We start from the raw sequence: 24144 nt of genomic DNA, 5'->3' as shown, positions 1-24144 counted from the left end.
AAGTGATGATCAGGAAAAGTACATGGTGCAAAGATCTACAGAGAGCAGCCGGTTGCTGGGAAGGTTGCGATACCGCATGATGGAAAGACACCTGTGAGTGTTGCTTTGAACGTGATTATTAGTAAAAGCAAACGGTACCTACCGTTATCAGGGCTAAGATGGTCAGTATGACAATTTGGGTGGTACCGCGGAAAAAAATCCGTCCCTATTTATAGGGGCGGATTTTTGTATTCTTTGAAAGGGGGTGAGTGACCGTGGATGATGACGATGACAACAATAACGTAAATAAATATAAAATTACTGGAGGGAAAAATAATGGATTCAATAATGAAGCGTTCACTCACAAAAGAATGTACAAAGCAAAGTGGAAAGGTTGTATTACTTCAAGGATGGGTAAAAAAAATTCGGCACCTTGGAAATGTTAGTTTTTTATTATTACGGGACAGAACAGGAGTAATTCAATGTGTATTAGAAAATGAATTGGCCGGATATAAAGTTGATGTAGAAAGTGTTGTCCATGTAATCGGTGAGATAGTCGAGACATCGAAAACAGAATTGGGTGTTGAAGTACTTGCTCATGAAGTGAAAGTAATAAACGGTGCAGAGCCACTTCCATTTGAAATAAATAAAAAGAAGTTACAAGTTGGCTTAGATCAACTACTTAATGAGCGAGTAATATCATTAAGGCATGAGCGAACCGCAGCGATTTTTAAAGTGAAATCTACACTCGTTCAGAGCTTTAGTGAATTTCTTATAGAGAACGATTTCACACGGATCTTTACGCCGAAAATTGTTTCGCAAGGGGCAGAAGGAGGAGCAAATGTTTTTAAGCTTCCATACTTCCAAAAAGAAGCTTATTTAGCACAATCACCACAGTTTTATAAGCAAATGATGGTGGCAGGTGGGTTAGAACGAGTTTTTGAAATTGCACCTGTATATAGAGCGGAACATCATAATTCTTCCCGTCATTTGAATGAATATATATCGTTAGACGTAGAACTTGGTTTTATTCATGATTTTTATGAAGTGATGCAACTAGAAACGGATGTTTTACGATATATGTTTCAACAAGTAGCGAAAAAATGTGAAATAGAACTACAACTATTACAAATAGAAGTACCTGTTATTACTGAAATACCTAAAATTACATTGTTAGAAGCACAAGAAATTTTGAAAAGTAAGTATCGTAAAGAATCTCCTGTAGGGGATTTAGATACAGAAGGTGAAAAGTTACTAGGGAAATATGTAAAGGAAACATATAATAGTGAATTTGTTTTCATTACACATTATCCGAAAGAAGCGAGACCGATGTATACGATGCAAAATAAAGAGAATCCAGCTATTACTGATTCATTCGATTTATTATATAAAGGGCTAGAAATAACGTCAGGGGCACAGCGAATTCATAATTATGAATTGTTACTCGCTTCGTTTAAAGAAAAAGGATTACATCCAGAGAAATTTCAATCTTATTTAAATACATTCCGATATGGTTGTCCACCACATGGAGGTTTCGGAATTGGGTTAGAAAGGATTGTATATAAACTATTAGAATTAACAAATGTACGAGAGGCTAGTGCTTTTCCGAGAGATTGTACTCGTCTTATACCATAAAAAGAATCTTTGCGATTATCGCGAAGATTTTTTTTTAGTTCGTTTGAAAAGATGAAAATATAGACTCTTTCTTTTGCTAATAAGCTTAGTAAAAGTGAGTTATCAATATGAACCATTTCGACAAAAAATCAATATACCCCTTGACAGTTACAAATATAACCGATATACTTCATATTAATTTCAAAAGAAAATATATTCTGAATATTACAATGTGTTGAATAGGAGTAGTAAGGTCATGTATTTGTACAGAGAGCTATGGGTTGGTGTGACATAGTCAAATGACATCCTGAACTCGCCTAGGAGCAGTAAGGTGGAACGGAATTACATTCTTAGTAAATCTTAACGGTTAACCTTCGATATTAGGTTTGTAATCAAACGATTACTACTAAGGTGGATTCATAATGGAATCAATAAGGGTGGTACCGCGTTAAGTAAATGGCTTAGCGTCTCTTTATATAGAGATGCTAGGCCATTTTTTTATTATATGGAAGAAGAAATGGAGGGTTTATTTGAATAGGTTTATAAAATTTATTTATTTATATAAAAAGATTTAATTAGGAGGAAAATGAGATGAAACAGACGGAGCAATGGACTTCGAAATTAGGTTTTATAATGGCGGCAGCCGGATCAGCAATTGGACTTGGTGCGATATGGAAGTTCCCTTATATCGCTGGGAAGAGTGGGGGAGGAGCGTTCTTTTTAATATTTATATTATTTACTGTTTTAATTGGACTACCGCTACTTATAGCTGAATTTATGATTGGACGCAGTACGCAGAAACAAGCAGTTGGAGCATTTAAAAGCATCGCACCAAATACAGGATGGCATTGGATTGGACGCCTTGGTGTTGGAACGTGTTTTATACTACTTTCATTTTATAGTGTTGTAGGTGGATGGGTATTAATTTATTTATTCAGAGGAATAACTGGACAACTGATTACGCCAGGACAAAATTACGGCACATTATTTACTGAAACAATTGGGAATCCTGCTTGGGCTATTATGGGACATTTCGCTTTTATGTTCATTACGATATGGGTTGTATCAAAGGGTGTACAAAACGGAATTGAAAAAGCAAGTAAATATATGTTGCCAGCATTGTTCGTTTTATTTGTCGCTCTTATTATTCGTTCGTTAACACTTGATGATGCAATGAAAGGTGTGAAGTTTTTCTTACAACCAGATTTCTCAAAGATTACTTCGGAAAGTATTTTGTTCGCAATGGGGCAATCATTCTTTGCAATTAGTATCGGGATTTCAATTATGGTTACGTATAGTTCCTATTTAAATAAAAAAGAAAGTTTACCAAAATCAGCAATAACAATTGTTGGATTAAATTTATTTGTTTCATTATTTGCAGGTCTTGCTATTTTTCCAGCCGTATTTTCATTAGGAATGGAGCCAACAGAAGGACCTGGATTACTATTTATCGTATTACCATCTGTATTTAGTCAAATCCCATTCGGTGGATTTTTCTTAACAGTATTTCTTGCACTATTTACATTTGCGACATTAACATCAGCATTTTCTCTACTAGAAACTGTTGTTTCAGCATTAGCAAATGGTGAACAAGAAAAGAGAACGAAATTATCATGGCTGATCGGTTTCGGCATTTTCTTAGTAGGTATACCATCAGCGTTATCATTTGGAGTATGGAGTGATATTACGATTTTCGGAAAGAATATTTTTGATGCAGTAGACTTCTTATCTAGTAATATATTAATGCCACTTGGAGCACTATTTATTAGTATTTTCGTTTCATTCAAAATGGAGAAGAAGGTACTAGAAGCAGAGTTTTTTGTAGGTGGAAATTATGGAAAGAAAGTATTTACTTGTTGGGCATTTTTACTTCGATTTGTAGCACCACTTGCAATAATTATCGTCTTCTTAAATGTAATAGGAATTATTTAATATTAAATGTTATAATATTCAGTAAAAAAAGGGGTGGTGATCATAAAGGAAAATTTGATAGAAGCAGGGAAATACATGAATATTAGAGGGAAAAAGCTATACGTTGAAACACATGGAAATCCTAAAAATAAGCCAGTCTTATACTTGCATGGTGGACCAGGAGAAAGTTGTTATGATTTTTCATTTCATCAAGCGGAACGTTTAAAAGATTCTCTATATGTAATTATGATAGATCAAAGAGGTGTTTGTCGCTCAGAAGAAATTACTGAAGACGAAGCTTTTGGATTAAATGATTTGATTGAAGACTGTGAGGAATTAAAAAAAGTATTACAAATTGAGAAGTGGTCTATAATTGGACACTCTTTCGGTGGATATGTAGCATTGCTTTATGCGTCGATATATCCAAGTTCAATAGAGAAAATAATATTTGAAGGACCAACTTTTAATTTTGCATTAACAAGTAGGGCTTTGTTACAAAAAACAGGGCATTTATTAAAAAAGTATGGAAAAGAAGAAATAGCAAAAGAATGCTTTGCTTATTCATCTAGCGATGCTAGTTCAGAAGAGTTGTTAGAAGCTTATATAAGATTAAGCGCTGAATTAGAAGAAAAAAGAATGGAGATTTACAATAATAAGGAAGATAGGACAGATGAGAGTTTATACAGTGATGAAGAGTGGGAAATATTTTCAAATCGCTCCAAAATTCACTTTGATAGATTAAAATTAGAGGGAGCATGTCATACATCATTATTATCAAAAATAAAAGATGTACAAAATCTAATGTTATTAATAGTAGGAAAACATGATGTAGTAACGTGTGAAGAACAAATTAAAACATTTAATAAAGATGCCCGAAACGGCAAGTATATCGTATTTGAAGAGAGCGGTCATTCACCTCATTATGAGGAAGCAGATAGATTTGCAGAAACAGTCATACATTTTTTGAAATGAAGAAAAGGGTGCTTCTATAAATGAGAGGCACCCTTTCTAAATTTCTGGATATGTGATTGTGATGCTAGGCCACTTACTTTGCCAATTCTTTTTTATAACTCTGTTTTTGTACATATGTAATCGTTCTTTCGATTTAAGAAAATGAGCTGTTGGTTTCACTTGTAAGGAAAGGACATCTTCAATACCACATGGGGCTGTTAAGATAACGTTGTTTAGTTCATCAAGTGTAACTCCTAAAGCCGTTGCTGTTTCAGGGAATTTAGATATAGCATTAACAGAAGAAGAATATGGTGGCATATTATTCACTACATGCATACGAGCTTGATTTTTTACAGACCAAGGGATAGTAGCATCAATATTCATTAATTTCGTTTCTAATGATTGTTCGTATATCTCATCTTGATGTAGACTATCATAATAAATCACATCAACATCAGGCATAGCCGTTTTAGCTTCATAGTCATGTAAAGTATCCCAAATTTTAGAACGAACAAATCCGGCACAAATCCACCAATCAGGTAGCTCTAGTGATTTTGCCATTTGTAATACATTCATCATCCATTCGTCGTTTTCTATTAAGCGAATGATATCTTGTTCTGTTTGTATAGTCATTTGTTATCTCACCTGCTTTTTTTTTAGAGAGTAAATTTAATTCATAAGCTTTATAATCCATGTAATCCAGTAAGCACCTGGTATGAATAACAGGTGAGCAAGTAATGTACCAAAAAGTCTAGAAATCATTAGCCAAGCATACATTTTACTCATTGCTTCAGCACCTTCTTCTGATTGAAGAGCTCGCTCTGTTAAAAGAGCAATACGTGGATCTAGTAGCACTGTTAATAAAATAGTAGCAAAACCATTAATAAGACCAGAAGCTGTAGTGGCTTTTGTTGCGAAAGCTGGAATTAAAAAAGAAGCATATAGTGCGGAAAGAACTCCCGCTGTATAAATTGCAGTAGCGAACATGTTAATAAGCATTATACGCTTTGGAATACCGCCGATACGCAGTCTATGAATCATTTCTAACTTTGGAAAGCGGACATATTTTTTTGTGTACTTTAATTTTTGAATGTTATTCGTTTTCATCATTCGAATGAAAGAACCGTCTGTTTCAAAGTTTTGAATGACATATCCAAATAGTTTTGTCAAAGTTGGATACAGTATAATCGCAAGCAATGTACCGATAGAAGCAGATAATAGTACAAGACGTATAATATGCTCTAAATCAATAGAAGGATCTAGTTTTGCTTCGTCCACAATCCCGCCAAGTAAAAAGGCTTGTAGTAAGTTTGACGTTCTTGAAATGAGTAATACGATTCCTACGACGGATAATGCGACAGCAATCTTCTTTAAACGAACCCCCGCTAATCGAATACTATAAGAGCTTGTTTCAACTGCGTGGATTACAATTGTGAAAGCCATTATAAAAATTAACGTAATTGACATTTGTTTCACCAGTTTCTATTAAAATAATTGTAACTTTTTTACTTTATCATATCTATCGTATTTTGTAACTGAAAGTATGTGACATATGGAAATTGATTTTTCGAAAAAATAGATAATGATAGTATAATAGGGAGAAGTGGAAGAGATGTTAGCAGTTATTTATACAGCAAATTAAGTGGAGGAATGAAACATGTATAAAACATTTCTATTTGATTTAGATGGAACTTTAACGGATCCGAAAGAAGGGATTGTAAATTCGGTTTTGTATGCGTTAAAAAAAGTAGGAATTGAAGAAGTACATATAAGTGAGTTAGATTCATTTATAGGTCCTCCTATTCAGCAATCATTCGTAGAGAGATATAATATGAGTGAAGGAGAGGTTGAACGTGCAGTTTTTTACTTCCGTGAGTATTTAAAGCAGCGTGGATTGTTTGAAAATAATGTATACGAGGGGATTCTGAAGCTCTTGCAACAATTAAAAAGTTCAGGGAATCGCATATTTGTAGCAACTTCAAAGCCCACTGTATTTGCGAAACAAGTTATAGAGCATTTTCAATTAACGAATTATTTCGAAGACATCATTGGAAGTAATTTAGATGGTACGAGAATAAAAAAAGAAGAAATAATTGCTCATATTTTACAAAAAAATGAAGAACTAAATAAAGAAGAAATGATAATGATTGGTGATAGAAAGCACGATATAATAGGTGCAAATCAGAATGGAATTGCTTCAATTGGTGTTTTATATGGCTATGGCTGTGAAAAAGAACTGACTGAAGTTAGTGCGACCTACATAGTGAAAGATGTTGAAGAACTGTATCATTTTTGTGTAGAGAAAAATTTAATACAGCAGTAAATATAGATTCTAGCAATCCCTTTATAACGTATGACGATGAATTCGTTTCTGTTTAAAGGGATTTTTCATATGTAATCGAATAATTATAATTAGACATTTTTAGCATAAAAATTTGTATGAATAAGAGGAGGGATGTCAGAATTAAAAGGTTAGTAGAAATTTATCAATAAAATTTAGAATATTCTGTTTAATGGAGGGGTAAAATTGGAGTTAGTTATTATATTATTAGCACTAAGTTTACTTATGTTCGTAGCATACAGAGGTTTTTCTGTTATTTTATTCGCACCGATATTTGCATTATTTGCAGTATTTTTGACAGAACCTAGTTATGTATTACCTTTCTTTTCTAATATCTTTATGGAGAAAATGGTTGGATTTATAAAATTATATTTTCCTGTGTTTTTATTAGGAGCAATATTTGGAAAAGTAGTGGAAATGTCAGGAATTGCAGATTCTATCGCAAAAACAATTATTGAGTTAGTTGGTGAAAAACGTACTATATTAGCGATTGTATTAATGGGGGCTATTTTAACGTATAGTGGTGTTAGTGTGTATGTAGTAGTGTTTGCTGTTTATCCGTTCGCAGCTAAGTTGTTTCGACAAGCTAATATTCCAAAGCGTTTAATCCCTGGAACGATTGTTCTTGGAGCAGTAACGTTTACAATGGATGCGTTACCTGGATCACCACAAATTCAAAATGTAATACCTACAACATTTTTTAAAACGGATATTTATGCTGCACCGATACTTGGGATTGTAGGAGCAATTTTTGTTCTTACAGTAGGTTTACTATATTTAGAGAGTAGACGTAAGAAGGCAAAAGCGGCAGGTGAAGGATACTTTGGTTTTAATGATGGAAATACTGAAATGGCAGCATCTTTGCAAGTAGAACAAAAAAATATGCCATTAATTAATAACATTGAAATCACAAGAGCACAACAACTTATTGCATTTATACCACTTATTTTAGTAGGTGTAATGAATAAAGTGTTTACTATTATGATACCGAAGTGGTATCCAAGCGGTTTTGATTTTTCTGCAATTGGTATGAAAGCATTTGGAAAAGTAGAATTAAGTGCAGTAGTAGGAATTTGGTCTGTAGAATTGGCACTTATTATAGGGATCTTAACAACGTTATTATTATATTGGAAGCGAGTAGTAACAGGTTTCCAAGCTGGATTGAATACAAGTATTGGTGGAGCGCTACTTGCAACGATGAATACAGGAGCTGAGTTTGGATTCGGTGGTGTCATTGCAGCACTTCCAGGTTTCGCAATTATGAGAGATGGCATCTCTGCTACTTTCACAAATCCGTTAGTGAATGGTGCAGTAACGACGAATATTTTAGCTGGAATTACAGGCTCGGCATCAGGAGGAATGGGAATAGTATTAAGTGCAATGGGAGATAAATTTATTGCAGCGGCCAATCAATTTGATATTCCATTAAAAGTTATGCACCGTATCGTATCAATGGCATCAGGAGGAATGGATACACTACCACATAACGGGGCTATTATTACTATTCTTACAGTAACAGGATTAACACATAAACAGTCATATAAAGATATATTTGCTATTACAATTTTGAAAACGGTTGCTGTATTTTTAGTTATCGCATTCTATACTTTAACAGGACTCTATTAAAAAATTTGAATCGTAAAGATTCATCAAATCGATAATTTATGTTATAAAATATTAATTAGGATAAGAAGGGGTGGGGGACTTGCAAGAGGTTTCTGAGTTTCGTATGCCAAAGTCGGTATTATATGGAAGGAATTCGCTTGAAAAACTGGGAGAACAATCAAAAAAGTTAGGGAAAAGAGCTTTTATAGTTACTGATACAATTATGGAGAAATTAGGATATGTTGAAAAGTGTATGCAACAACTAAATAAGAAAGGTATTACTGTTAGTACATATAATAAAGTGGATGCTGAGCCTACAAATATACACGTATTAGAAGCGTTATCTCTTTGTAAAGAGGAAAAGTGCGATTTTATTATCGGTATTGGTGGTGGAAGTTGTATTGATGCTGCGAAAGCGGTAGCGGTTTTATATACAAATGGTGGAGAAGTTGAGGATTATGTCCAAAAGGATATTAAAATAGAAAACAATCCACTACCACTTATTGCAATTCCAACAACTTCTGGTACTGGATCGGAAGTTACAAGTGTAGCAGTAATTACGAATAAAAAAACAGATGTAAAAATGATGATGAAGCATCCTAGTTTTATACCGAAAGTAGCAATTATAGATCCAGTTTTGACAAGTTCGTTACCCCCACAAATTACGGCAGCAACAGGAATAGATGCGTTATGTCATGCGATTGAAGCTTATATTTCTAAATTTTCACAACCACTTACAGATGTACTTGCTCTTTCAGCTATTGAAAGTATTATGAAATATTTACGTATAGCATATGAAGATGGACGTAATATGGAGGCAAGAGAAGCGATGATGATTGCTTCTTTACAAGCTGGAATTGCATTTTCTAATGCATCAGTTACATTAGTTCATGGAATGTCAAGGCCAGTGGGAGCATTATTTCATGTACCGCATGGAATATCAAATGCCATACTATTACCTACAGTGTTAGAGTTTACAAAAACAAGTGCAATGAAAAGGTTAGCAAAAATTGGACGTAGTTTAAATAAGGATTTGTATTCGAATTCTGATGAGGAAGTAGCAGACTACACACTTGGTGAAATAAAAAAACTTTGCTTTGATCTTCGTATTCCAAATTTAAAAGAATACGGAATCGATGAAATTGAATTTGAAAATGCTATTTCTAAAATGGCATCAGATGCAATTGAAAGTGGTAGCCCAGCTAATAACCCACGTGTTCCATCATATGATGAAATCAAAGAGCTGTATCGAGAGTGTTTTAATTATAAGTATAAAGAATTTATAAAAACATCAGATTGTTAATTTCAGAATATTCTATAAAAATTTCCTTGGAAATGAAAGTAGAATTATTCTTTATTATTTCCATATTTCCGTTAAAACAAGACTTTATATTCCAAACTTAAAGTCTTGTTTTATTATGTATAATATACACAATAAAACGTTGTTATTAGTTTTATAAAAATAGTTTAGGTAGGTGTTTATATGAAAACGATAGGTCTTATAGGTGGCATGAGTTGGGAATCAACTTCTGAATATTATCGAATTATTAATGAAGAAATAAAAGAGAGATTAGGAGGGCTACATTCAGCAAAATGTTTGATTAATAGTGTGGATTTTGAAGAGATTGAACGATGTCAGTCTAGCGGAGATTGGGATGGTGCTGGAGAAATTCTAGGGAATGCGGCATATTCATTACAAAAGGGAGGAGCAGACTTTATAATCATTTGTACAAATACAATGCATAAGGTAGTTGAAAAAATAAAGGAGAAAATTGATATTCCAGTCTTACATATTGCTGATGCAACTGCAAAAGAAATTAAAAGAAAAGACATTCAAAAGGTTGGTCTGCTTGGAACTAAATATACAATGGAGCAAGATTTCTATAAGTCACGTATTGAAGAGCATGATATAAAAGTAATAGTACCATCAGGAACAAATAGAGAAAAAGTAAACGAAGTAATATATACAGAATTATGTTTAGGAAAAATAGTAGTTCAATCTAGAGAGTATTATAAAAGGGTTATAGAAGAATTAGTACAAGAAGGAGCACAAGGAATTATATTAGGTTGTACGGAAATAGGTTTATTAATAAAGCAAGAAAACGTATCAGTCCCGATATTTGATACGACCCATATACATGCAATTGAAGCAGTCAAGGTAGCTTTAGATAAATAGATTATAATTATATTATGTAAACTTAATTCGTATATCTGGAAAACATTCAGAAAATACTTTATAATGTAAGTGGTTACATTTGAGGGGGAATGCGTATGTTTTCAGTTCAACCAATCGCATTTGTACATAATGAAAGAAAGGAAATAAAAGATGATGAGTGGGGAGAAGTAAGATCCCGTATAACTTTAACTGAAATGTATGCAGAAAAAAGTATACAAGGGATTGAAGATTTTTCTCATATTGAAGTTGTTTTTTATTTTCATAAAGTAACTGACGAGCAAATTCAGTATTTTGCTAGACATCCTAGAAATAATAAGGATTATCCTGAAGTAGGTATTTTTGCACAGCGCGGGAAAAATCGTCCGAATCGCATAGGTGCAACAATTGTAAAGGTGATCAAAAGAGAAGGTAAATCAATTATTGTTGAGGGATTAGATGCTATTGATGGCACTCCTATATTGGATATAAAACCAATAATGAAAGAGTTTATGCCGACAGAAGAAATACACCAGCCTAAATGGGCAACGGATATAATGAGACAGTATTGGAAGGGGAATGGAGTAAAATGAGAATATATGAGGCAACAATTGCAGATTTAGATGGACTGGCATCAGTTTTTAATAACTATCGCATGTTTTATAGACAAGATTCTGATTTAGAAGGTGCAAAAGTATTTTTACGAAATCGAATTGAGAAAAAAGAGTCCGTTATTTTCGTAGCAGTTGAAGACGGCGAATATATTGGGTTCACACAACTATATCCATCATTTTCTTCCATTTCAATGAAAGAATTATGGATTTTAAATGATTTATTTGTACAAGCGGCGAAGCGTGGAGCCGGAACAGGTAAAAAATTATTAGAAGCTGCTAAAGAATACGCATTAGAGAATGGAGCAAAAGGTGTAAAATTGCAAACAGAGATTGATAATTTATCAGCACAACGATTATACGCTGAAAATGGCTATTTGAGAGATAATCGTTATTTCCATTACGAATTAACGTTTTAAAAAATTAAGTTGAAAGAGGCATTTTCAAGAAAAAGAATTTCTTTGTAATGAGAAATTCTTTTTTATTTTTGCCTAAATTAAAAAATATGACAAAAATAAAACGATATTTATTTATTGTTAAACAATAAATGTTGTGATAAAATTATGTTGCCATTAAATAAGTGAGGTATTGTAAATGAATCTTAAACGAAGTTCAACAATGTTCTTAAAAGTAATTATTTTTCTTGCTGGAATTTCAGTGCTTGCTTTATGCATATTTTTAGTGCCGGAAATGGCGGATTTCACAGCGAATTTGTATCCTAACATTGCTCCAATAAAATATCTTGTTTTCATTGTAATGTATGGAGCAGCTGTGCCTTTTTACGTTGCTCTTTATCAGGCTTTCAATCTTTTACAGTACATTGATGAGAACACAGCGTTCTCGGAATTATCAGTAAAGGCGTTAAAGAATATAAAGCGCTGTGCAATTACAATCAGTGGTTTGTATGTATTAAGTTTGCCACTTTTTTATTTTATAGCGAAAAAAATGGACCCTCCTATTGGGTTAGTGGGACTCATTATCGTTTTTGCTTCGCTCGTTATCTCCGTTTTTGCTGCTATCCTCCAACGACTTCTACAAGAGGCAATTCACATAAAATCAGAAAATGATTTGACGGTTTGAGGTGGCGGATATGACAATCATTATTAATATTGACGTCATGTTAGCAAAACGAAAAATGAGTGTAACGGAGCTTTCAGAGAAGGTTGGAATTACGATGGCGAATCTTTCTATTTTGAAAAATGCGAAAGCAAAAGCGGTTCGTTTTTCAACATTAGAAGCGATATGTAAAGCTTTGGAGTGTCAGCCAGGGGATATTTTGGAGTATAAAAACGATGAGAATACTCAATAAAAACAGATAACAAATGTAAATAATAGAAGTCAATAAAGAAGGGATAGCCACTAAGCTATTCCTTCTTTACGTTAATTGCTGTTACTAATAAAAAATATAATTTGAATTGCAATGTTTGCGTATCAAAAGGGAACTTGCTACCTTTTGAGGTGATCCGTTTTGTGGAATACAATTATTTGCCAAAAGGCTATTTTAACTATGTTTTAAATTATTTCGGGTGAATCAAAATTTTCATTTGTATTATAGTTGATTTAAAACCCAGTTTGTTGCATCTTCAAAGTTATCTGCAATGTAGTTTGGTTCAATATGTGCCCATTTGTCTCGGTACGTATGCAAAGCATCATACCCAGCGCCTGTTCGGACTAGAATCGTAGTCGCATTTACTTTTGCTCCTGCAACAATATCAGTCCAACGATCACCAACTACAGCACATTGTGTTAAATTAAGTCCATGTTTTTTTGCTGCTTTAAGCAGCATGCCTGTACTTGGTTTACGGCATTCACAACCATCACCGTGTTTATGAGGACATACATAAATATCATCAAAACCGAAGCCTTCTAATTCTTGTACAAAATCGGCTACAGTTGCTATTCCATCTGCGATACCGGGTTGATTTGTGAAAGAGAAAATTTTTATATTTTTAGCTTTTAGTTTTTGCAAGGATGTTTTTGTGAATGGAAATAATGTAAAAGATCCTGGATAATGTATTGTAGTGTCACCACCAATTGTACCGTCACGATCAATGAAAATTGCTTTAATGTTTGTCATAGTTATAGTCCCTTCACTTTATAAAGTAGTTTAAAAATATTTTACAAATCGGTAGCCATTTACTTCATAACCTAATTTTTTGTAAAAAGGATGAGCTTCTACTCTTTTTGTTCCACTAACTAGCCATGTGCCAATGCAATTATGTTTCTTTGCTAATTGCTCGGCATAATCCATCAAAACTTGTCCAATGCCTTTCCGTCGTATGTTAGAATCAACGCTAATAATTGAAATCTCTCCATAACGTGTTACATCTTCTAAATTTTCACGTATACGAAATCCAAGTAATCCAAATATAGCTTCTTCTTCCTCGTAAACATATAAAAAATCAAACGGACTCATTTGTACGAATTGTAGGCGGTTGTTCATATCTTCATAGGAAATAGAGGAACCTTTTAATTCTTTCGTTAAAGAACAAAGTGCGTCTATATCATCTATCGTTGCTTCACGAATTTGAAAAGACATATTATCAACTCCAATAAAATGTAATCAAACATTTAATATTCTGTTAAAAAATGTTTTTTCCTGCTATGAAAATAAATATTTTATAATGATATATAGATAGTTATATGTTATTCTTTTCCTTGATTGTATTGGAAATGGAAAGAAGGGGAATGCATGTTAAAAGTAAATATCCGCTCAGCTGGATATGAAATAGGCGAAAAAACAATTCATGATATAGTTTTTTCTATCGAAAAAGGTGAACTAGTTGCTCTTATTGGAGCAAATGGTGCTGGGAAAAGTACGACGATTAAAACGATACTCGGATTACTTGTAAATATGGACGGTGAAATATCATTCGGTGAAAAGAAAAATCCGTATGCATACGTACCAGAACATCCAACATACTATGATTACTTGACGCTCTGGGAACATATTGAATTATTAATGGCAGCTCGTGGAAGTGAAATGGGAAGTTGGGAAGAACGAGCGGAACAATTATTACATACTTTTCGAATGAATAAGCATAAACATGAGTATTTATCAAAGTTTTCAAAAGGCATGAAACAAAAATCTATGCTAATATTGGCGTTTTTAACTGAGCCAGATTTTTATATCATTGACGAACCTTTTATCGGTTTAGATCCAGTAGCTACGAAAGAGTTTTTAAATTATTTATATAAAGAAAAAGAGCGCGGGGCAGGAATTTTACTTTGTACGCACGTATTAGATACTGCTGAAAAAATTTGTGAAAGATTTTTACTCATTTCACGAGGTACATTAGTCGCAGATGGACATTTAGAATCTATTCAAATATTAGCGGAAATGCCGGGTAGTTCATTATTAGACTGCTTTGATGTAATTGTAAGGCGTGAACAACATGATTAAACAACAATTTTATAAGAGATTACGCCATGAACTTGAGCGGAAATGGAAGTCTATACGTTCGGTAACAGATTGGACAGTCGCATTATATATTATTATTCCAGCACTTATATTTATGGGAATCTATTATCGATCGCTATGGATAAATGAATTATCAACGGAAGAGACGATTTATTTCGGATTAGGATTACTCGCATTTTATCTAGTAACATATCCAAGAGGAGTTCGTTCATTTTTTGAGCAAGCGGATAGTTTATTTTTAATTTCGTATGCAACACATATGCGAAAATTAGTCCAGTATGGCATGATGTACACATTTGTTCGAATAGCGATAACGAATATAATAGTAGTCGTTATTATGTTACCAGTGTTGATGAAAAGTATCGAAGTAACAGAGATACAAGTCCTATTATTTTGGGTATTCTTTACTATATTTCGATTTATGTTGTCGTTGTTAACGAGATTTGTTCATGTACATGTGGGGAAACGATGGGTTTTATGGATTGTAAAAAATGTAGTATTTTCTATGAGTGTGTCCTTTTTTGGAATTAGTTTATTTTTTATTTATAAAAATCCGTTGTATTCAATTCTATTTATCGGTCTAGTAATTTTCTTAAGTAGTGTATTAGTAAAAGAGAAAATGAATTATAAAAAGTTCTTTTTTAAAGAAATCGAGAAAGAAAAGGAGGAAAGCATGCGCTGGACGAGCGGAATTATGCAAGTTGGTGGTCATGCGGCTAAACCGAGTAGTTCGAATAAAAAACCGTGGATGTTTTCGCGCTCTAAAAGACTTTTAGGGAAAAAAGCTGATTCTCGTATTGTCGAATCTTTTTTGAAAGAATTTTTCCGTACAAGTACTGCACGAATATTTTATATTCAAATTGTATGTATCAGTACTGCAAGTATAATTATGACTCCAAGGTGGATTGCAGCTATTGTTCTCGTATTTGCTGTAGTTGCAATTTCTCGCTATGCACGTGATTATTGGAATGAATTTACGAATAAGATGTTTCTTCGTTTATATTGTGATGAAGGGAAATTACTATTGTTAAGATGGAAGGCAGATCGTTATTTACTACTACCAGCAATACTTTTATATGGAATAGTTATACTTTCACAGTTTTATTTATTGCCAGCTGTGGTAGGCAGCGTTGTTTTTATTTTATTAATTGTATGGATTGTATTTGTACCATTAAAAAAGAGCCATTGACGGCTCTTTTTCTAGTCTGTAACACATTGATAAATAAAATATACTAAAACGAGTATACTTGCGGCGGAATACATGACATCTAAAGTCATCTGATCGCCTCCTTATTGTTGTTGTATTTTTATTGTATGAAATCTTACAATTTCATATTCAAGTGAAAAATATGTGAACGTTAACAAAATTGTAAAGTGCAAAAATTACAATCATTTTGTATAATAGAAGAAACCACCGTTATATAAAAAATAATGAGTGAAAGGGGAGGGAACATAAATGCCAAATTGGTTTAGAAAAACCTTAGTCGCATTAATTACCGTGTTTACATTTGGTTTAGTGACGCCTCCTTCCATATTACTTGATAATGCCAAAGCTGCGGACAAGCCTACGAGCACAGCTGGGCAACAAAGTTTGGAGAGCACGTCCTATACATATGAAGAAACGAATGACAGGTTAACCACCGATACTTTTATTACTTATGCAATGCAAGAAGCAGAGAAGCAGTCGATGCAAAAGTTTGGTACTAAAATTGGTCCAGTAATTGAAGATGAGTTTAAAGATGTAATATTACCGAAAATTGAAGAGGCAATTGCTGAGCTTGCTAGTGATGTACCAGAAGATTCACTACAATCATTAGCGATTTCTCAAAAACCAGCTGGTGGAAATAATGAGAAGATTTTTCACGTCTACGATACGAAATCTGGAAATGATTTATTGCGTTTCCATGTAAGAAGAGATCATCCACCGCAAGATGGTTATTATTTTAATTTCCATTACCACCGTTTTGATGATGGATACTCTGGACATCATGAGTTAGGAAATATTTATTGGAATACGAATGTACCACCGAAATGGTTGTCTTAAAAAGAACAAGAGAAAATCTTGTTCTTTTTTATTTTTATAGAAGGGACAGACAACTATGTTGTTGAATAACATAGGTTTAGAAAAAAGAAGCAAAGGGAGTATGGGAATGCAAAAATATATTGTTTTTGACTTTGATGGCACATTAGTAGATTCACAAAATATATTTGTACCGATTTATAATCAACTTGCTGAAAAACATGGGTATAAAGCAGTAAAGGAAGACGAAATTGAACATTTACGTAAATTAACGATGCCAGAGAGATGTAAACAACTTAATGTACCACTGTATAAACTACCGATATTAGCGTTGGAATTTTATAAATTATATCAGCCTGCTATAAAAAATCTCGTTTTGTTCCATGGGATGAAAGAAGTATTAGATGAACTACATAAAAAAGGCTACGGAATTGCAGTCATATCATCGAACTCAGAAGAGCATATTCGGGCGTTTTTACACAAGAATGGTATCGAAAATATTCAAGAAGTGTATTGTTCTAAAAATTTGTTTGGTAAAGATAAAATGATAAAAAGATTTTTGAAATCAAAAAAAATAACAGAGAAAGATATGTTATATGTCGGTGATGAACAGCGAGACGTAGCAGCGTGTAAAAAGGCTGGAGTGAACGTAATTTGGGTATCTTGGGGATATGATGTTATTGAAACAGTGAAAAAAGATGCACCAGATTACATGGTTCATAAGCCGATGGAAATTGTGCAAGTAGTACAAGGAGCGTATTCTTAATATGAATACACTGCGAGCAGGCATTCATCATATTGAATTTTGGGTAGCAAATTTAGAGGAATCCATTTCTTTTTATAATAAGTTGTTTTCCATAATTGGGTGGAGAAAGTTAAATGAAATAGCATATAGCACAGGAGAAAGTGAAATATACTTTAAAGAAGTAGATGAGGAAATTGTAAGGACGTTAGGGCCTAGACATATTTGTTATCAAGCTATTCATAGAGAAGTAGTTGAGGAAGTAGCAGATTTTCTTTCTAGTACGAAAGTGAAGGTAATACGTGGTCCAATTGAAATGAATCATTATTCGGAAGGTTACTATACGATTGATTTTTACGATCCGAATGGATTTATTGTAGAAGTTGCCTATACACCAAATGCAGAAATGTAAGGGGAATAGATATGAAGATAATTACAGCATGGCAAAACAATATACAAATAGTAAAAAATGCAGTGGATATTAAAGAAATTTCTAAAGGTTTTTCACCTGATAAGAAATATATAATTACGAGTGCGAATAATGATAAATATTTATTGCGGACAGGCGATATAAAAGAGTATGAAAGAAAGAAAATAGAGTTTCAAATTTTAAATGAAATGCAAAATCGTAGTGTGCAAGCACAAAAACCAATTGAAATAGGTTTGTTGGCAGAAGAAGGTTTATGCTATGGCATCTTTTCGTATTTAGAAGGAGAAGATGCGAAGAAGTTATTGCCTACGTATTCACCAAAAGAACAATATGATATTGGTATAGAGGCAGGGAAAGGTTTAGCAAAAATGCATACATATGAAGCTCCTAATAATATACTTCCATGGTATGAAAGAGCAATGAAAAAACATAGTAAATATTTAGAGGCATATAAAACATGTGGAATAAACATAAAAAATGATGATAAAATCATAAAGTTTATTGAAGAAAATGAAATATATTTAAAGAACCGCCCAAATCGATTTCAACACGATGATTTTCACTTAGAAAATATAATTGTACGGGATGGAAAATATGTAGGTGTTGTTGATTTTAATGGCTACGATTGGGGCGATCCACTTCATGATTTTGTGAAAATTGCACTGTTTGCAAGGGACATTAGTATTCCGTATTCAATCGGACAAATAGAAGGATACTTTAATAGAAAAATACCAGAGGAATTCTGGAAATTATACACGGTGTACGTTGGTATGACAGTTTTCTCCTCAGTTGTCTGGACATTACGAGCAGCGCCGCATATGTTAGATGATATGTTAGAGCGCCTTACTATAGTTTTAGAGGATCATAATAACTTTGAGTTATCGAAGCCAATTTGGTTTCAATCAGATAAGATTGATATGAAATAGAAAAGGTAGGTGTGATTCGCACCTACCTTTATTTTTTACCATCAAAATACTTATTTAATTTTCTTAAATGTAAGCGGCTGAGTACTTAATGTAGCTGGTACATGTAACTGAAGGGATGGGAATTCACCACTTACATTCATTTCATAAGCGAATAATAAGCTCATTTTCATTTGGAATAAGTCAACTTTTGCAGAGAAGATGTCGTAATGATGATGCCCTAATTGAATATCCATTTCCATAAATTGTACATATAACGAATCATCTCGTTTGTATACTTGTAATGTTCCGTATGCAGGATGTTCAAAAGTACCAGTATAATCCTCTAACTTGTGCGAAGGTGTAGTCCCTTTAATTTGTTCAGGGAGGGATTCAGTTGCTTCTTTCATCATTTCCTTCATTTTTTTAGTATCTTCTACAGCACGTTTATGCCAATCAATGGATTCTAATTCAAGTAGTTCGTCATAAATTTGATTAGCGAGATAAGTAGGAAGTAATGTTCCTCCAGCATTCGTTAAAATGACAAGGCCTATGTTTTCTGTTGGTATGAATGAAACAAGCGCTGAAAATCCATCGATATTACCGCCATGATGAATCACTTTTTTACCACGATAAGCGCTAATAAACCAACCAAGACCGTAACTATTTAATGGAGATTCAGGGAGTGATAAAACCGGTTGGTCTGGAATTGAATTGTGTGGTGTATACATTTGTTGTAATAATTCAGAGGAGATTAATTCATGATCTCCAAATTTTCCTTCATTTAAGTGGAGAAGTACCCAATTTGCCATATCTTCAATTGTGGAATTAATACACCCAGCAGCGCCAACTGTATCGATGTTACGGAATGGAACTGCTTTTATTTCACCGTCATTTTCAATGTAAGGTAAAGCGTAATCATCTGTAGTTTGTGAATCGTTAACAGAGAAGTTTGTATGTCTCATATTTAAAGGTTCTAAAATATGTTCTGTAGTGTATTGCTCCCACGTTTGATTTGTAATGTTTTCAACAATGTAGCTAATTGTTGCATACATTAAATTGTTATATAGAAATGCAGTTCGGAACGGTGCATCAAGTGGTAAATGTTTTATTTTTTCAACGAGATCTTTTCGAGATAAGGAAGAACTGTACCAAAGAGCCTCATGACGACTCACTCCAGTTCGATGAGAAGCTAAATCCCGTCCTGTAACTTGTGAGCTAGCAAGTAGTTCAGATAAAGTAAAGTTAGGTATATAAGACTGGATAGGGGTATCCCAATTAAACTTTTTTTGCTGTGCTAACAAGCTTAATGAAAGTGTGCCAAATGCTTTCGTTGAGGAACCGATTGCGAATCGAGTATTCGGTGTAACAGCCTCTTTTGTTTCTATATTACGATAGCCGAAACCTTCTGAAATAATAACTTCACCGTCTTTTATAACAGCGACAGCAGCACCAGGAACATTTAAATCCTTCATCATTTTTTCAGCCGTTGTTTGTAAAGAAGTCATAACAGGCGTTTCAATTTTAGACATACTTCTAACCTCCAAATATAAATTTTGTTCTACCGCACTATACTTTCGGTAATAGAAAATGAAAACCTTTTTATATTTGGAAAGTTAATAATTTTGTAAGAATTAGCGCAAGAAATTTTATTAATTAGGATTATTAAATTTATCATTTTTCATGTTATGATAAATTGCATATACGATTGAAAGAAGGTTTTCCTACATATGAAACATGCTGAAAATGAATACTTAAATTTATGCCGCCATGTAATGGAACATGGTACGAAGAAAGAAGACCGTACAGGGACAGGCACTGTATCTGTATTTGGATATCAAATGCGTTTTGATCTAAGTAAAGGTTTTCCTTTATTAACAACAAAGAGAGTACCGTTTCGCCTTGTAGCAAGTGAACTGCTTTGGTTTATGAAAGGTGATACAAATATTCGCTATTTATTGCAGCATAATAATAACATTTGGAATGAATGGGCTTTTAAGAGCTGGGTAGAAAGTGATGAGTATACTGGTCCTGACATGACTGATTTTGGTCTTCGCTCACAACAAGATGAAGAATTTAAAGTACAGTACGACGAGCAAATGGAATTGTTTAAAAAGAACGTTTTAGAAGATGATGAGTTCTCAAATAAATATGGTTATTTAGGAGACGTTTACGGTAAACAGTGGCGTGCTTGGAAAACGACAGCTGGTGAGACACTTGATCAATTAAAAGATGTAATTGAAATGATTAAAAAAACACCAGACTCACGTCGTTTAATCGTTTCTGCCTGGAATCCAGAAGATGTACCAAGTATGGCCTTACCGCCTTGTCATACGCTATTCCAGTTTTATGTAGCAGATGGAAAGCTTTCTTGTCAGTTATATCAAAGAAGTGGTGACATATTCCTTGGAATTCCATTTAACATTGCAAGTTACTCACTACTAACACATTTAATTGCACATGAATGCGGACTTGAAGTGGGAGAATTTGTTCATACAATTGGTGATGCACACATTTATACAAATCATTTTGAACAAGTAGAAAAGCAATTGGCACGTGAACCACGTCCATTCCCGAAACTTACATTAAATCCAGATGTGAAATCTGTTTTCGATTTTGAAATGGAAGATTTAACGATTGAAGGATACGATCCGCATCCAGCAATTAAAGCACCGGTTGCAGTATAATTGTAGAGGAGATGAAAAAATGATTGTTTCATTTATGGTCGCTATGGACGAAAATAGAGTAATTGGTAAAGATAATAATTTACCTTGGCGTTTACCGAGTGAATTACAATACGTGAAGAAAACAACGATGGGTCACCCGCTTATTATGGGAAGAAAGAACTATGAAGCAATTGGTAGACCACTGCCTGGAAGACGTAATATTATTGTAACTCGTAATGAAGGGTATCATGTTGAAGGTTGTGAAGTTGTTCATTCTGTAGAAGAAGTGTTTGAACTATGTAAAAATGAAGAAGAGATTTTTATTTTTGGTGGAGCGCAAATTTACGACCTCTTTTTACCTTATGTAGACAAGTTATATATAACAAAAATCCATCATGCATTTGAAGGAGATACATTCTTCCCAGAAATAGATATGACAAATTGGAAAGAGATTTTTGTAGAAAAAGGTTTAACGGATGAAAAAAACCCATATACGTATTATTACCATGTATATGAGAAACAACAATAATAAAAAAGATTGATGTGAGAATTCGCATCAATCTTTTTATTTATATTCACCAATATAAGTTTATAGATGAGATTCGATAGTGCTATAATGATAGGTAGCATGTAAAAATGCTAAAATTTTCAAAAGTACTAATATAGAAAGAGGAGGAGAATCGATTGAGAAAGATATGGGGGATTCTTTTTCTTTGCTTAACATTCATGTTAGTTGGATGTGGTAAAGAAGAAAAACCACAAGAAGCGTTTGATACATATGTAAAAGCGTGGAATAAACAAAAATTTGCAGATATGTATGATCAACTATCAAAAAATGCAAAAAAAGATATTTCAAAGAAAGAGTTTACTGAGAAATATGAAAAAATTTATTCTGGTATCGAAGTGAAAGACTTAAAGGTAGAAACAGGGGAAGTAAAAGAAGATAAAAAAGATGAAGGCCCTGTTCCTTTTAAAGTAAGCATGGATACAGTTGGTGGTAAAATTACATTTGGTCATGAAGCAAAAATGGTGAAAGAAAAAGATGGAGATAAAGAATCTTGGAAAATAGATTGGACTCCTGATTTTATTTTCCCAGGCATGACGAAAGATAGTAAAGTGCGTATGCAGACAACACAGCCAAAACGTGGTGAAATATACGATCGTAATGGAAAAGGTCTTGCAACGAATGGGAAAGCTTCTGAAATCGGATTGATTCCTGAAAAGTTAGGCGATACTGCTCCGCAAACGAAAGAAACAGTAGCGAAGTTATTAAATATGTCTGTAGAAGAAATTGATCAAAAATTAGCTGCTAAATGGGTAAAACCAGGGTATCTCGTACCAATTGGAATTTTGCCTGAAGGGGCAACACAAAATACGTACATTGATTTACCAGGTGTTTCAACAAAACCTGTAAATGTTCGTACATATCCGTTAGGGGAAGCGGCAGCTCATCTGACTGGTTATATTGGAAAGGTAAATGCTGAAGATTTAAAAACGCTACAAAAGAAAGGCTATCAAGCTGATGACCCAGTTGGTAAAGCTGGTTTAGAGCAAGTATTAGAGGAAAAGCTACGCGGTAAAAAAGGTGGCCGTGTCTTTGTAGAAGATGCGCAAGGAAAAGAAATTAAAAACTTGGCAAAAACAGATGCTGTTGATGGAGAAAATGTAACTTTAACTATTGATAGTGTTGTTCAAGAAAAAACGTATAATGAAATGAAGGGCGAAGCTGGTTCAAGTGCAGCAATTAATCCGAAAAGTGGAGAAACAATTGCACTAGTAAGTAGTCCAGCATATGATCCTAATATAATTGCACGAGGGACATCGAAGGCACAACGCGAAGCTTGGAATAATGATCCGAAAAAACCAATGACAAATCGCTTTACACAATTGTCGGTACCAGGTTCTGTATTTAAACCTATTACAGCTGCAATTGGTCTTGAAACGAAAACAATTGATCCAAAAGAAGAGTTGAAAATTGAAGGATTAAAATGGACAAAAGATTCTTCTTGGGGTAATTACTATGTAACGCGTGTGAAAGATGCAAATCCGATTGATCTTGATAAGGCGATGAAATACTCGGATAATATTTACTTCGCACAAGAAGCTTTGAAAATCGGAAAAGACAAGTTTATGAGTGAAGCAAAAAAATTCGGATTCGATGAGAAACTACCAATTGAATATGGATTCCCTGCTTCTAAAATTGCAAATGACGGCATTAAAAATGATATTCAAATGGCAGATACGGGATATGGACAAGGACAAGTATTAATGACTCCTCTTCATTTAGCTTTAACGTATGCGCCAATTGTAAATGATGGAACGATTCCGTCACCGTATATTATTAAAACAGATAAACAACCAAAAGCTTGGAAAGAAAATGTAATTTCTAAAGGAAATCAGGATATATTAAAAACTGCAATGACGAAAGTAATTAATGATCCAGATGGTACAGGGAAAATTGCTAAAATTGATGGTATGACTCTTGCTGGAAAAACAGGTACAGCGGAATTAAAAGTATCAAAAGAGGCCGAAGGAAAAGAACTAGGTTGGTTCGCTGCATTTGATTTAAATTCGCCAGATATGGTCATTACAATGATGATTGAAGATGTAAAAGGTAGAGGCGGAAGTAATATTCCAGCTGAAAAAGTAAAACATGTATTTCAAAAATAATATGTAATAGAAGGCTATCTCTATAGGTTGTAGAGGTAGCCTTTTTATATGAAAGAGTTTGTAATATCTGTATACTAAATTTTAAGGAAACAAAGTAAATCATTAACTTACGAAAAAAAAGTAGCTATT

Annotated in this window: 25 protein-coding genes and 2 other annotated features (1 of these 27 cut by a window edge); of the genes, 20 read left to right on the top strand and 5 right to left on the bottom strand. The window is 33.6% G+C overall.

Annotated features, from left to right (window positions below; translation table 11 throughout):
- Positions 1-210, top strand: a binding site (T-box leader); it begins 4 nt to the left of the window's first position.
- Positions 211-315: 105 nt separating this feature from the next.
- The 3 genes from aspS to ACTFN4_RS18890 all read left to right on the top strand — a co-directional run bounded on the left by aspS (position 316) and on the right by ACTFN4_RS18890 (position 4476).
- The gene (gene aspS, locus ACTFN4_RS18900) at positions 316-1614 is read left to right on the top strand and encodes an aspartate--tRNA(Asn) ligase (protein ID WP_000377346.1); all 1299 of its coding nucleotides are present in this window, start codon (positions 316-318) and stop codon (positions 1612-1614) included.
- A 205-nt stretch (positions 1615-1819) separates the two neighbouring features.
- Positions 1820-2068: a binding site (T-box leader), on the top strand.
- A 116-nt stretch (positions 2069-2184) separates the two neighbouring features.
- Positions 2185-3525: a sodium-dependent transporter gene (locus tag ACTFN4_RS18895; RefSeq protein WP_000814537.1), complete on the top strand. Its 1341-nt coding sequence runs from the start codon at positions 2185-2187 to the stop codon at positions 3523-3525.
- Positions 3526-3600: 75 nt separating this feature from the next.
- Positions 3601-4476: an alpha/beta fold hydrolase gene (locus tag ACTFN4_RS18890; RefSeq protein ID WP_001026102.1), complete on the top strand. Its 876-nt coding sequence runs from the start codon at positions 3601-3603 to the stop codon at positions 4474-4476.
- Positions 4477-4512: 36 nt separating this feature from the next.
- Here ACTFN4_RS18890 and ACTFN4_RS18885 read toward each other — a convergent pair whose 3' ends face one another.
- Both ACTFN4_RS18885 and ACTFN4_RS18880 read right to left on the bottom strand, forming a co-directional pair.
- Positions 4513-5088: a nucleotidyltransferase family protein gene (locus ACTFN4_RS18885; protein WP_000155287.1), complete on the bottom strand. Its 576-nt coding sequence runs from the start codon at positions 5086-5088 to the stop codon at positions 4513-4515.
- Positions 5089-5124: 36 nt separating this feature from the next.
- Positions 5125-5922: a lipid II flippase Amj family protein gene (locus tag ACTFN4_RS18880; protein WP_211478052.1), complete on the bottom strand. Its 798-nt coding sequence runs from the start codon at positions 5920-5922 to the stop codon at positions 5125-5127.
- A 190-nt stretch (positions 5923-6112) separates the two neighbouring features.
- Here ACTFN4_RS18880 and ACTFN4_RS18875 point away from each other — a divergent pair, with 190 nt between their 5' ends.
- The 8 genes from ACTFN4_RS18875 to ACTFN4_RS18840 all read left to right on the top strand — a co-directional run bounded on the left by ACTFN4_RS18875 (position 6113) and on the right by ACTFN4_RS18840 (position 12473).
- Entirely contained in the window at positions 6113-6778 is a 666-nt protein-coding gene (locus tag ACTFN4_RS18875) for an HAD family hydrolase (protein WP_000278485.1), read from the top strand.
- A gap of 204 nt (positions 6779-6982) precedes the next feature.
- Positions 6983-8422 carry a GntP family permease gene (locus tag ACTFN4_RS18870; protein WP_439962671.1) on the top strand — a complete coding sequence of 480 codons (1440 nt, stop codon included), beginning with the start codon at positions 6983-6985 and terminating at the stop codon, positions 8420-8422.
- 79 nt (positions 8423-8501) lie between these two features.
- Positions 8502-9704: an iron-containing alcohol dehydrogenase gene (locus tag ACTFN4_RS18865; protein WP_001158674.1), complete on the top strand. Its 1203-nt coding sequence runs from the start codon at positions 8502-8504 to the stop codon at positions 9702-9704.
- A 180-nt stretch (positions 9705-9884) separates the two neighbouring features.
- Positions 9885-10577, top strand: a complete 693-nt coding sequence (locus tag ACTFN4_RS18860) for an aspartate/glutamate racemase family protein (protein WP_000848563.1) — start codon at positions 9885-9887, stop codon at positions 10575-10577.
- Between the two features lie 95 nt (positions 10578-10672).
- Entirely contained in the window at positions 10673-11146 is a 474-nt protein-coding gene (locus ACTFN4_RS18855) for an SAM-dependent methyltransferase (RefSeq protein WP_439962670.1), read from the top strand.
- Entirely contained in the window at positions 11143-11583 is a 441-nt protein-coding gene (locus ACTFN4_RS18850) for a GNAT family N-acetyltransferase (RefSeq protein ID WP_001223866.1), read from the top strand. The genes ACTFN4_RS18855 and ACTFN4_RS18850 overlap by 4 nt, the downstream gene beginning before the upstream one ends.
- A 175-nt stretch (positions 11584-11758) precedes the next feature.
- The gene (locus tag ACTFN4_RS18845) at positions 11759-12244 is read left to right on the top strand and encodes a DUF2975 domain-containing protein (protein WP_061457146.1); all 486 of its coding nucleotides are present in this window, start codon (positions 11759-11761) and stop codon (positions 12242-12244) included.
- A gap of 10 nt (positions 12245-12254) precedes the next feature.
- On the top strand, positions 12255-12473 hold the full coding sequence (locus tag ACTFN4_RS18840) for a helix-turn-helix domain-containing protein (protein ID WP_000152532.1): 219 nt from the start codon (positions 12255-12257) through the stop codon (positions 12471-12473).
- 240 nt (positions 12474-12713) lie between these two features.
- Here the strand turns inward: ACTFN4_RS18840 and ACTFN4_RS18835 are convergent, their stop codons facing one another.
- Both ACTFN4_RS18835 and ACTFN4_RS18830 read right to left on the bottom strand, forming a co-directional pair.
- Positions 12714-13241 carry an HAD-IIIA family hydrolase gene (locus ACTFN4_RS18835; RefSeq protein WP_000181785.1) on the bottom strand — a complete coding sequence of 176 codons (528 nt, stop codon included), beginning with the start codon at positions 13239-13241 and terminating at the stop codon, positions 12714-12716.
- Between the two features lie 30 nt (positions 13242-13271).
- Positions 13272-13703 carry a GNAT family N-acetyltransferase gene (locus ACTFN4_RS18830; RefSeq protein ID WP_000009777.1) on the bottom strand — a complete coding sequence of 144 codons (432 nt, stop codon included), beginning with the start codon at positions 13701-13703 and terminating at the stop codon, positions 13272-13274.
- Between the two features lie 153 nt (positions 13704-13856).
- Between ACTFN4_RS18830 and ACTFN4_RS18825 the strand changes: the two genes are divergently transcribed.
- The 6 genes from ACTFN4_RS18825 to ACTFN4_RS18800 all read left to right on the top strand — a co-directional run bounded on the left by ACTFN4_RS18825 (position 13857) and on the right by ACTFN4_RS18800 (position 18703).
- A complete protein-coding gene (locus tag ACTFN4_RS18825; protein ID WP_439962669.1) occupies positions 13857-14567 on the top strand; it encodes an ABC transporter ATP-binding protein in 711 nt (236 codons plus the stop codon).
- Positions 14560-15774, top strand: a complete 1215-nt coding sequence (locus ACTFN4_RS18820; RefSeq protein ID WP_439962668.1) for an ABC transporter permease — start codon at positions 14560-14562, stop codon at positions 15772-15774. The genes ACTFN4_RS18825 and ACTFN4_RS18820 overlap by 8 nt, the downstream gene beginning before the upstream one ends.
- Before the next feature lie 267 nt (positions 15775-16041).
- Positions 16042-16629, top strand: a complete 588-nt coding sequence (locus tag ACTFN4_RS18815) for a YpjP family protein (protein ID WP_001134421.1) — start codon at positions 16042-16044, stop codon at positions 16627-16629.
- A 106-nt stretch (positions 16630-16735) separates the two neighbouring features.
- Positions 16736-17371 carry an HAD family hydrolase gene (locus ACTFN4_RS18810; RefSeq protein ID WP_025687389.1) on the top strand — a complete coding sequence of 212 codons (636 nt, stop codon included), beginning with the start codon at positions 16736-16738 and terminating at the stop codon, positions 17369-17371.
- A 1-nt stretch (position 17372) separates the two neighbouring features.
- Positions 17373-17759, top strand: a complete 387-nt coding sequence (locus ACTFN4_RS18805) for a VOC family protein (RefSeq protein ID WP_001094664.1) — start codon at positions 17373-17375, stop codon at positions 17757-17759.
- 11 nt (positions 17760-17770) lie between these two features.
- The gene (locus tag ACTFN4_RS18800) at positions 17771-18703 is read left to right on the top strand and encodes an aminoglycoside phosphotransferase family protein (protein ID WP_439962667.1); all 933 of its coding nucleotides are present in this window, start codon (positions 17771-17773) and stop codon (positions 18701-18703) included.
- A 50-nt stretch (positions 18704-18753) separates the two neighbouring features.
- Here the strand turns inward: ACTFN4_RS18800 and ACTFN4_RS18795 are convergent, their stop codons facing one another.
- Positions 18754-20211 (bottom strand): serine hydrolase, encoded by a 1458-nt coding sequence (locus ACTFN4_RS18795; protein WP_000034322.1) that lies wholly within the window; start codon positions 20209-20211, stop codon positions 18754-18756.
- Positions 20212-20409: 198 nt separating this feature from the next.
- Here ACTFN4_RS18795 and ACTFN4_RS18790 point away from each other — a divergent pair, with 198 nt between their 5' ends.
- The 3 genes from ACTFN4_RS18790 to pbpC all read left to right on the top strand — a co-directional run bounded on the left by ACTFN4_RS18790 (position 20410) and on the right by pbpC (position 24015).
- Positions 20410-21366: a thymidylate synthase gene (locus tag ACTFN4_RS18790; protein WP_000679609.1), complete on the top strand. Its 957-nt coding sequence runs from the start codon at positions 20410-20412 to the stop codon at positions 21364-21366.
- 19 nt (positions 21367-21385) lie between these two features.
- Positions 21386-21874 carry a dihydrofolate reductase gene (locus tag ACTFN4_RS18785; RefSeq protein ID WP_000637205.1) on the top strand — a complete coding sequence of 163 codons (489 nt, stop codon included), beginning with the start codon at positions 21386-21388 and terminating at the stop codon, positions 21872-21874.
- Positions 21875-22029: 155 nt separating this feature from the next.
- Positions 22030-24015 (top strand): penicillin-binding protein 3, encoded by a 1986-nt coding sequence (gene pbpC / locus ACTFN4_RS18780; protein ID WP_001227248.1) that lies wholly within the window; start codon positions 22030-22032, stop codon positions 24013-24015.
- Positions 24016-24144: the final 129 nt, after the last annotated feature.

This window comes from Bacillus cereus group sp. MYBK95-2, assembly GCF_051915225.1.
GTDB lineage: Bacteria > Bacillota > Bacilli > Bacillales > Bacillaceae_G > Bacillus_A > Bacillus_A cereus.
The sequence above is the reverse complement of the archived record's forward strand: the minus strand, read 5'-3'. Positions and strand labels throughout refer to the sequence as shown.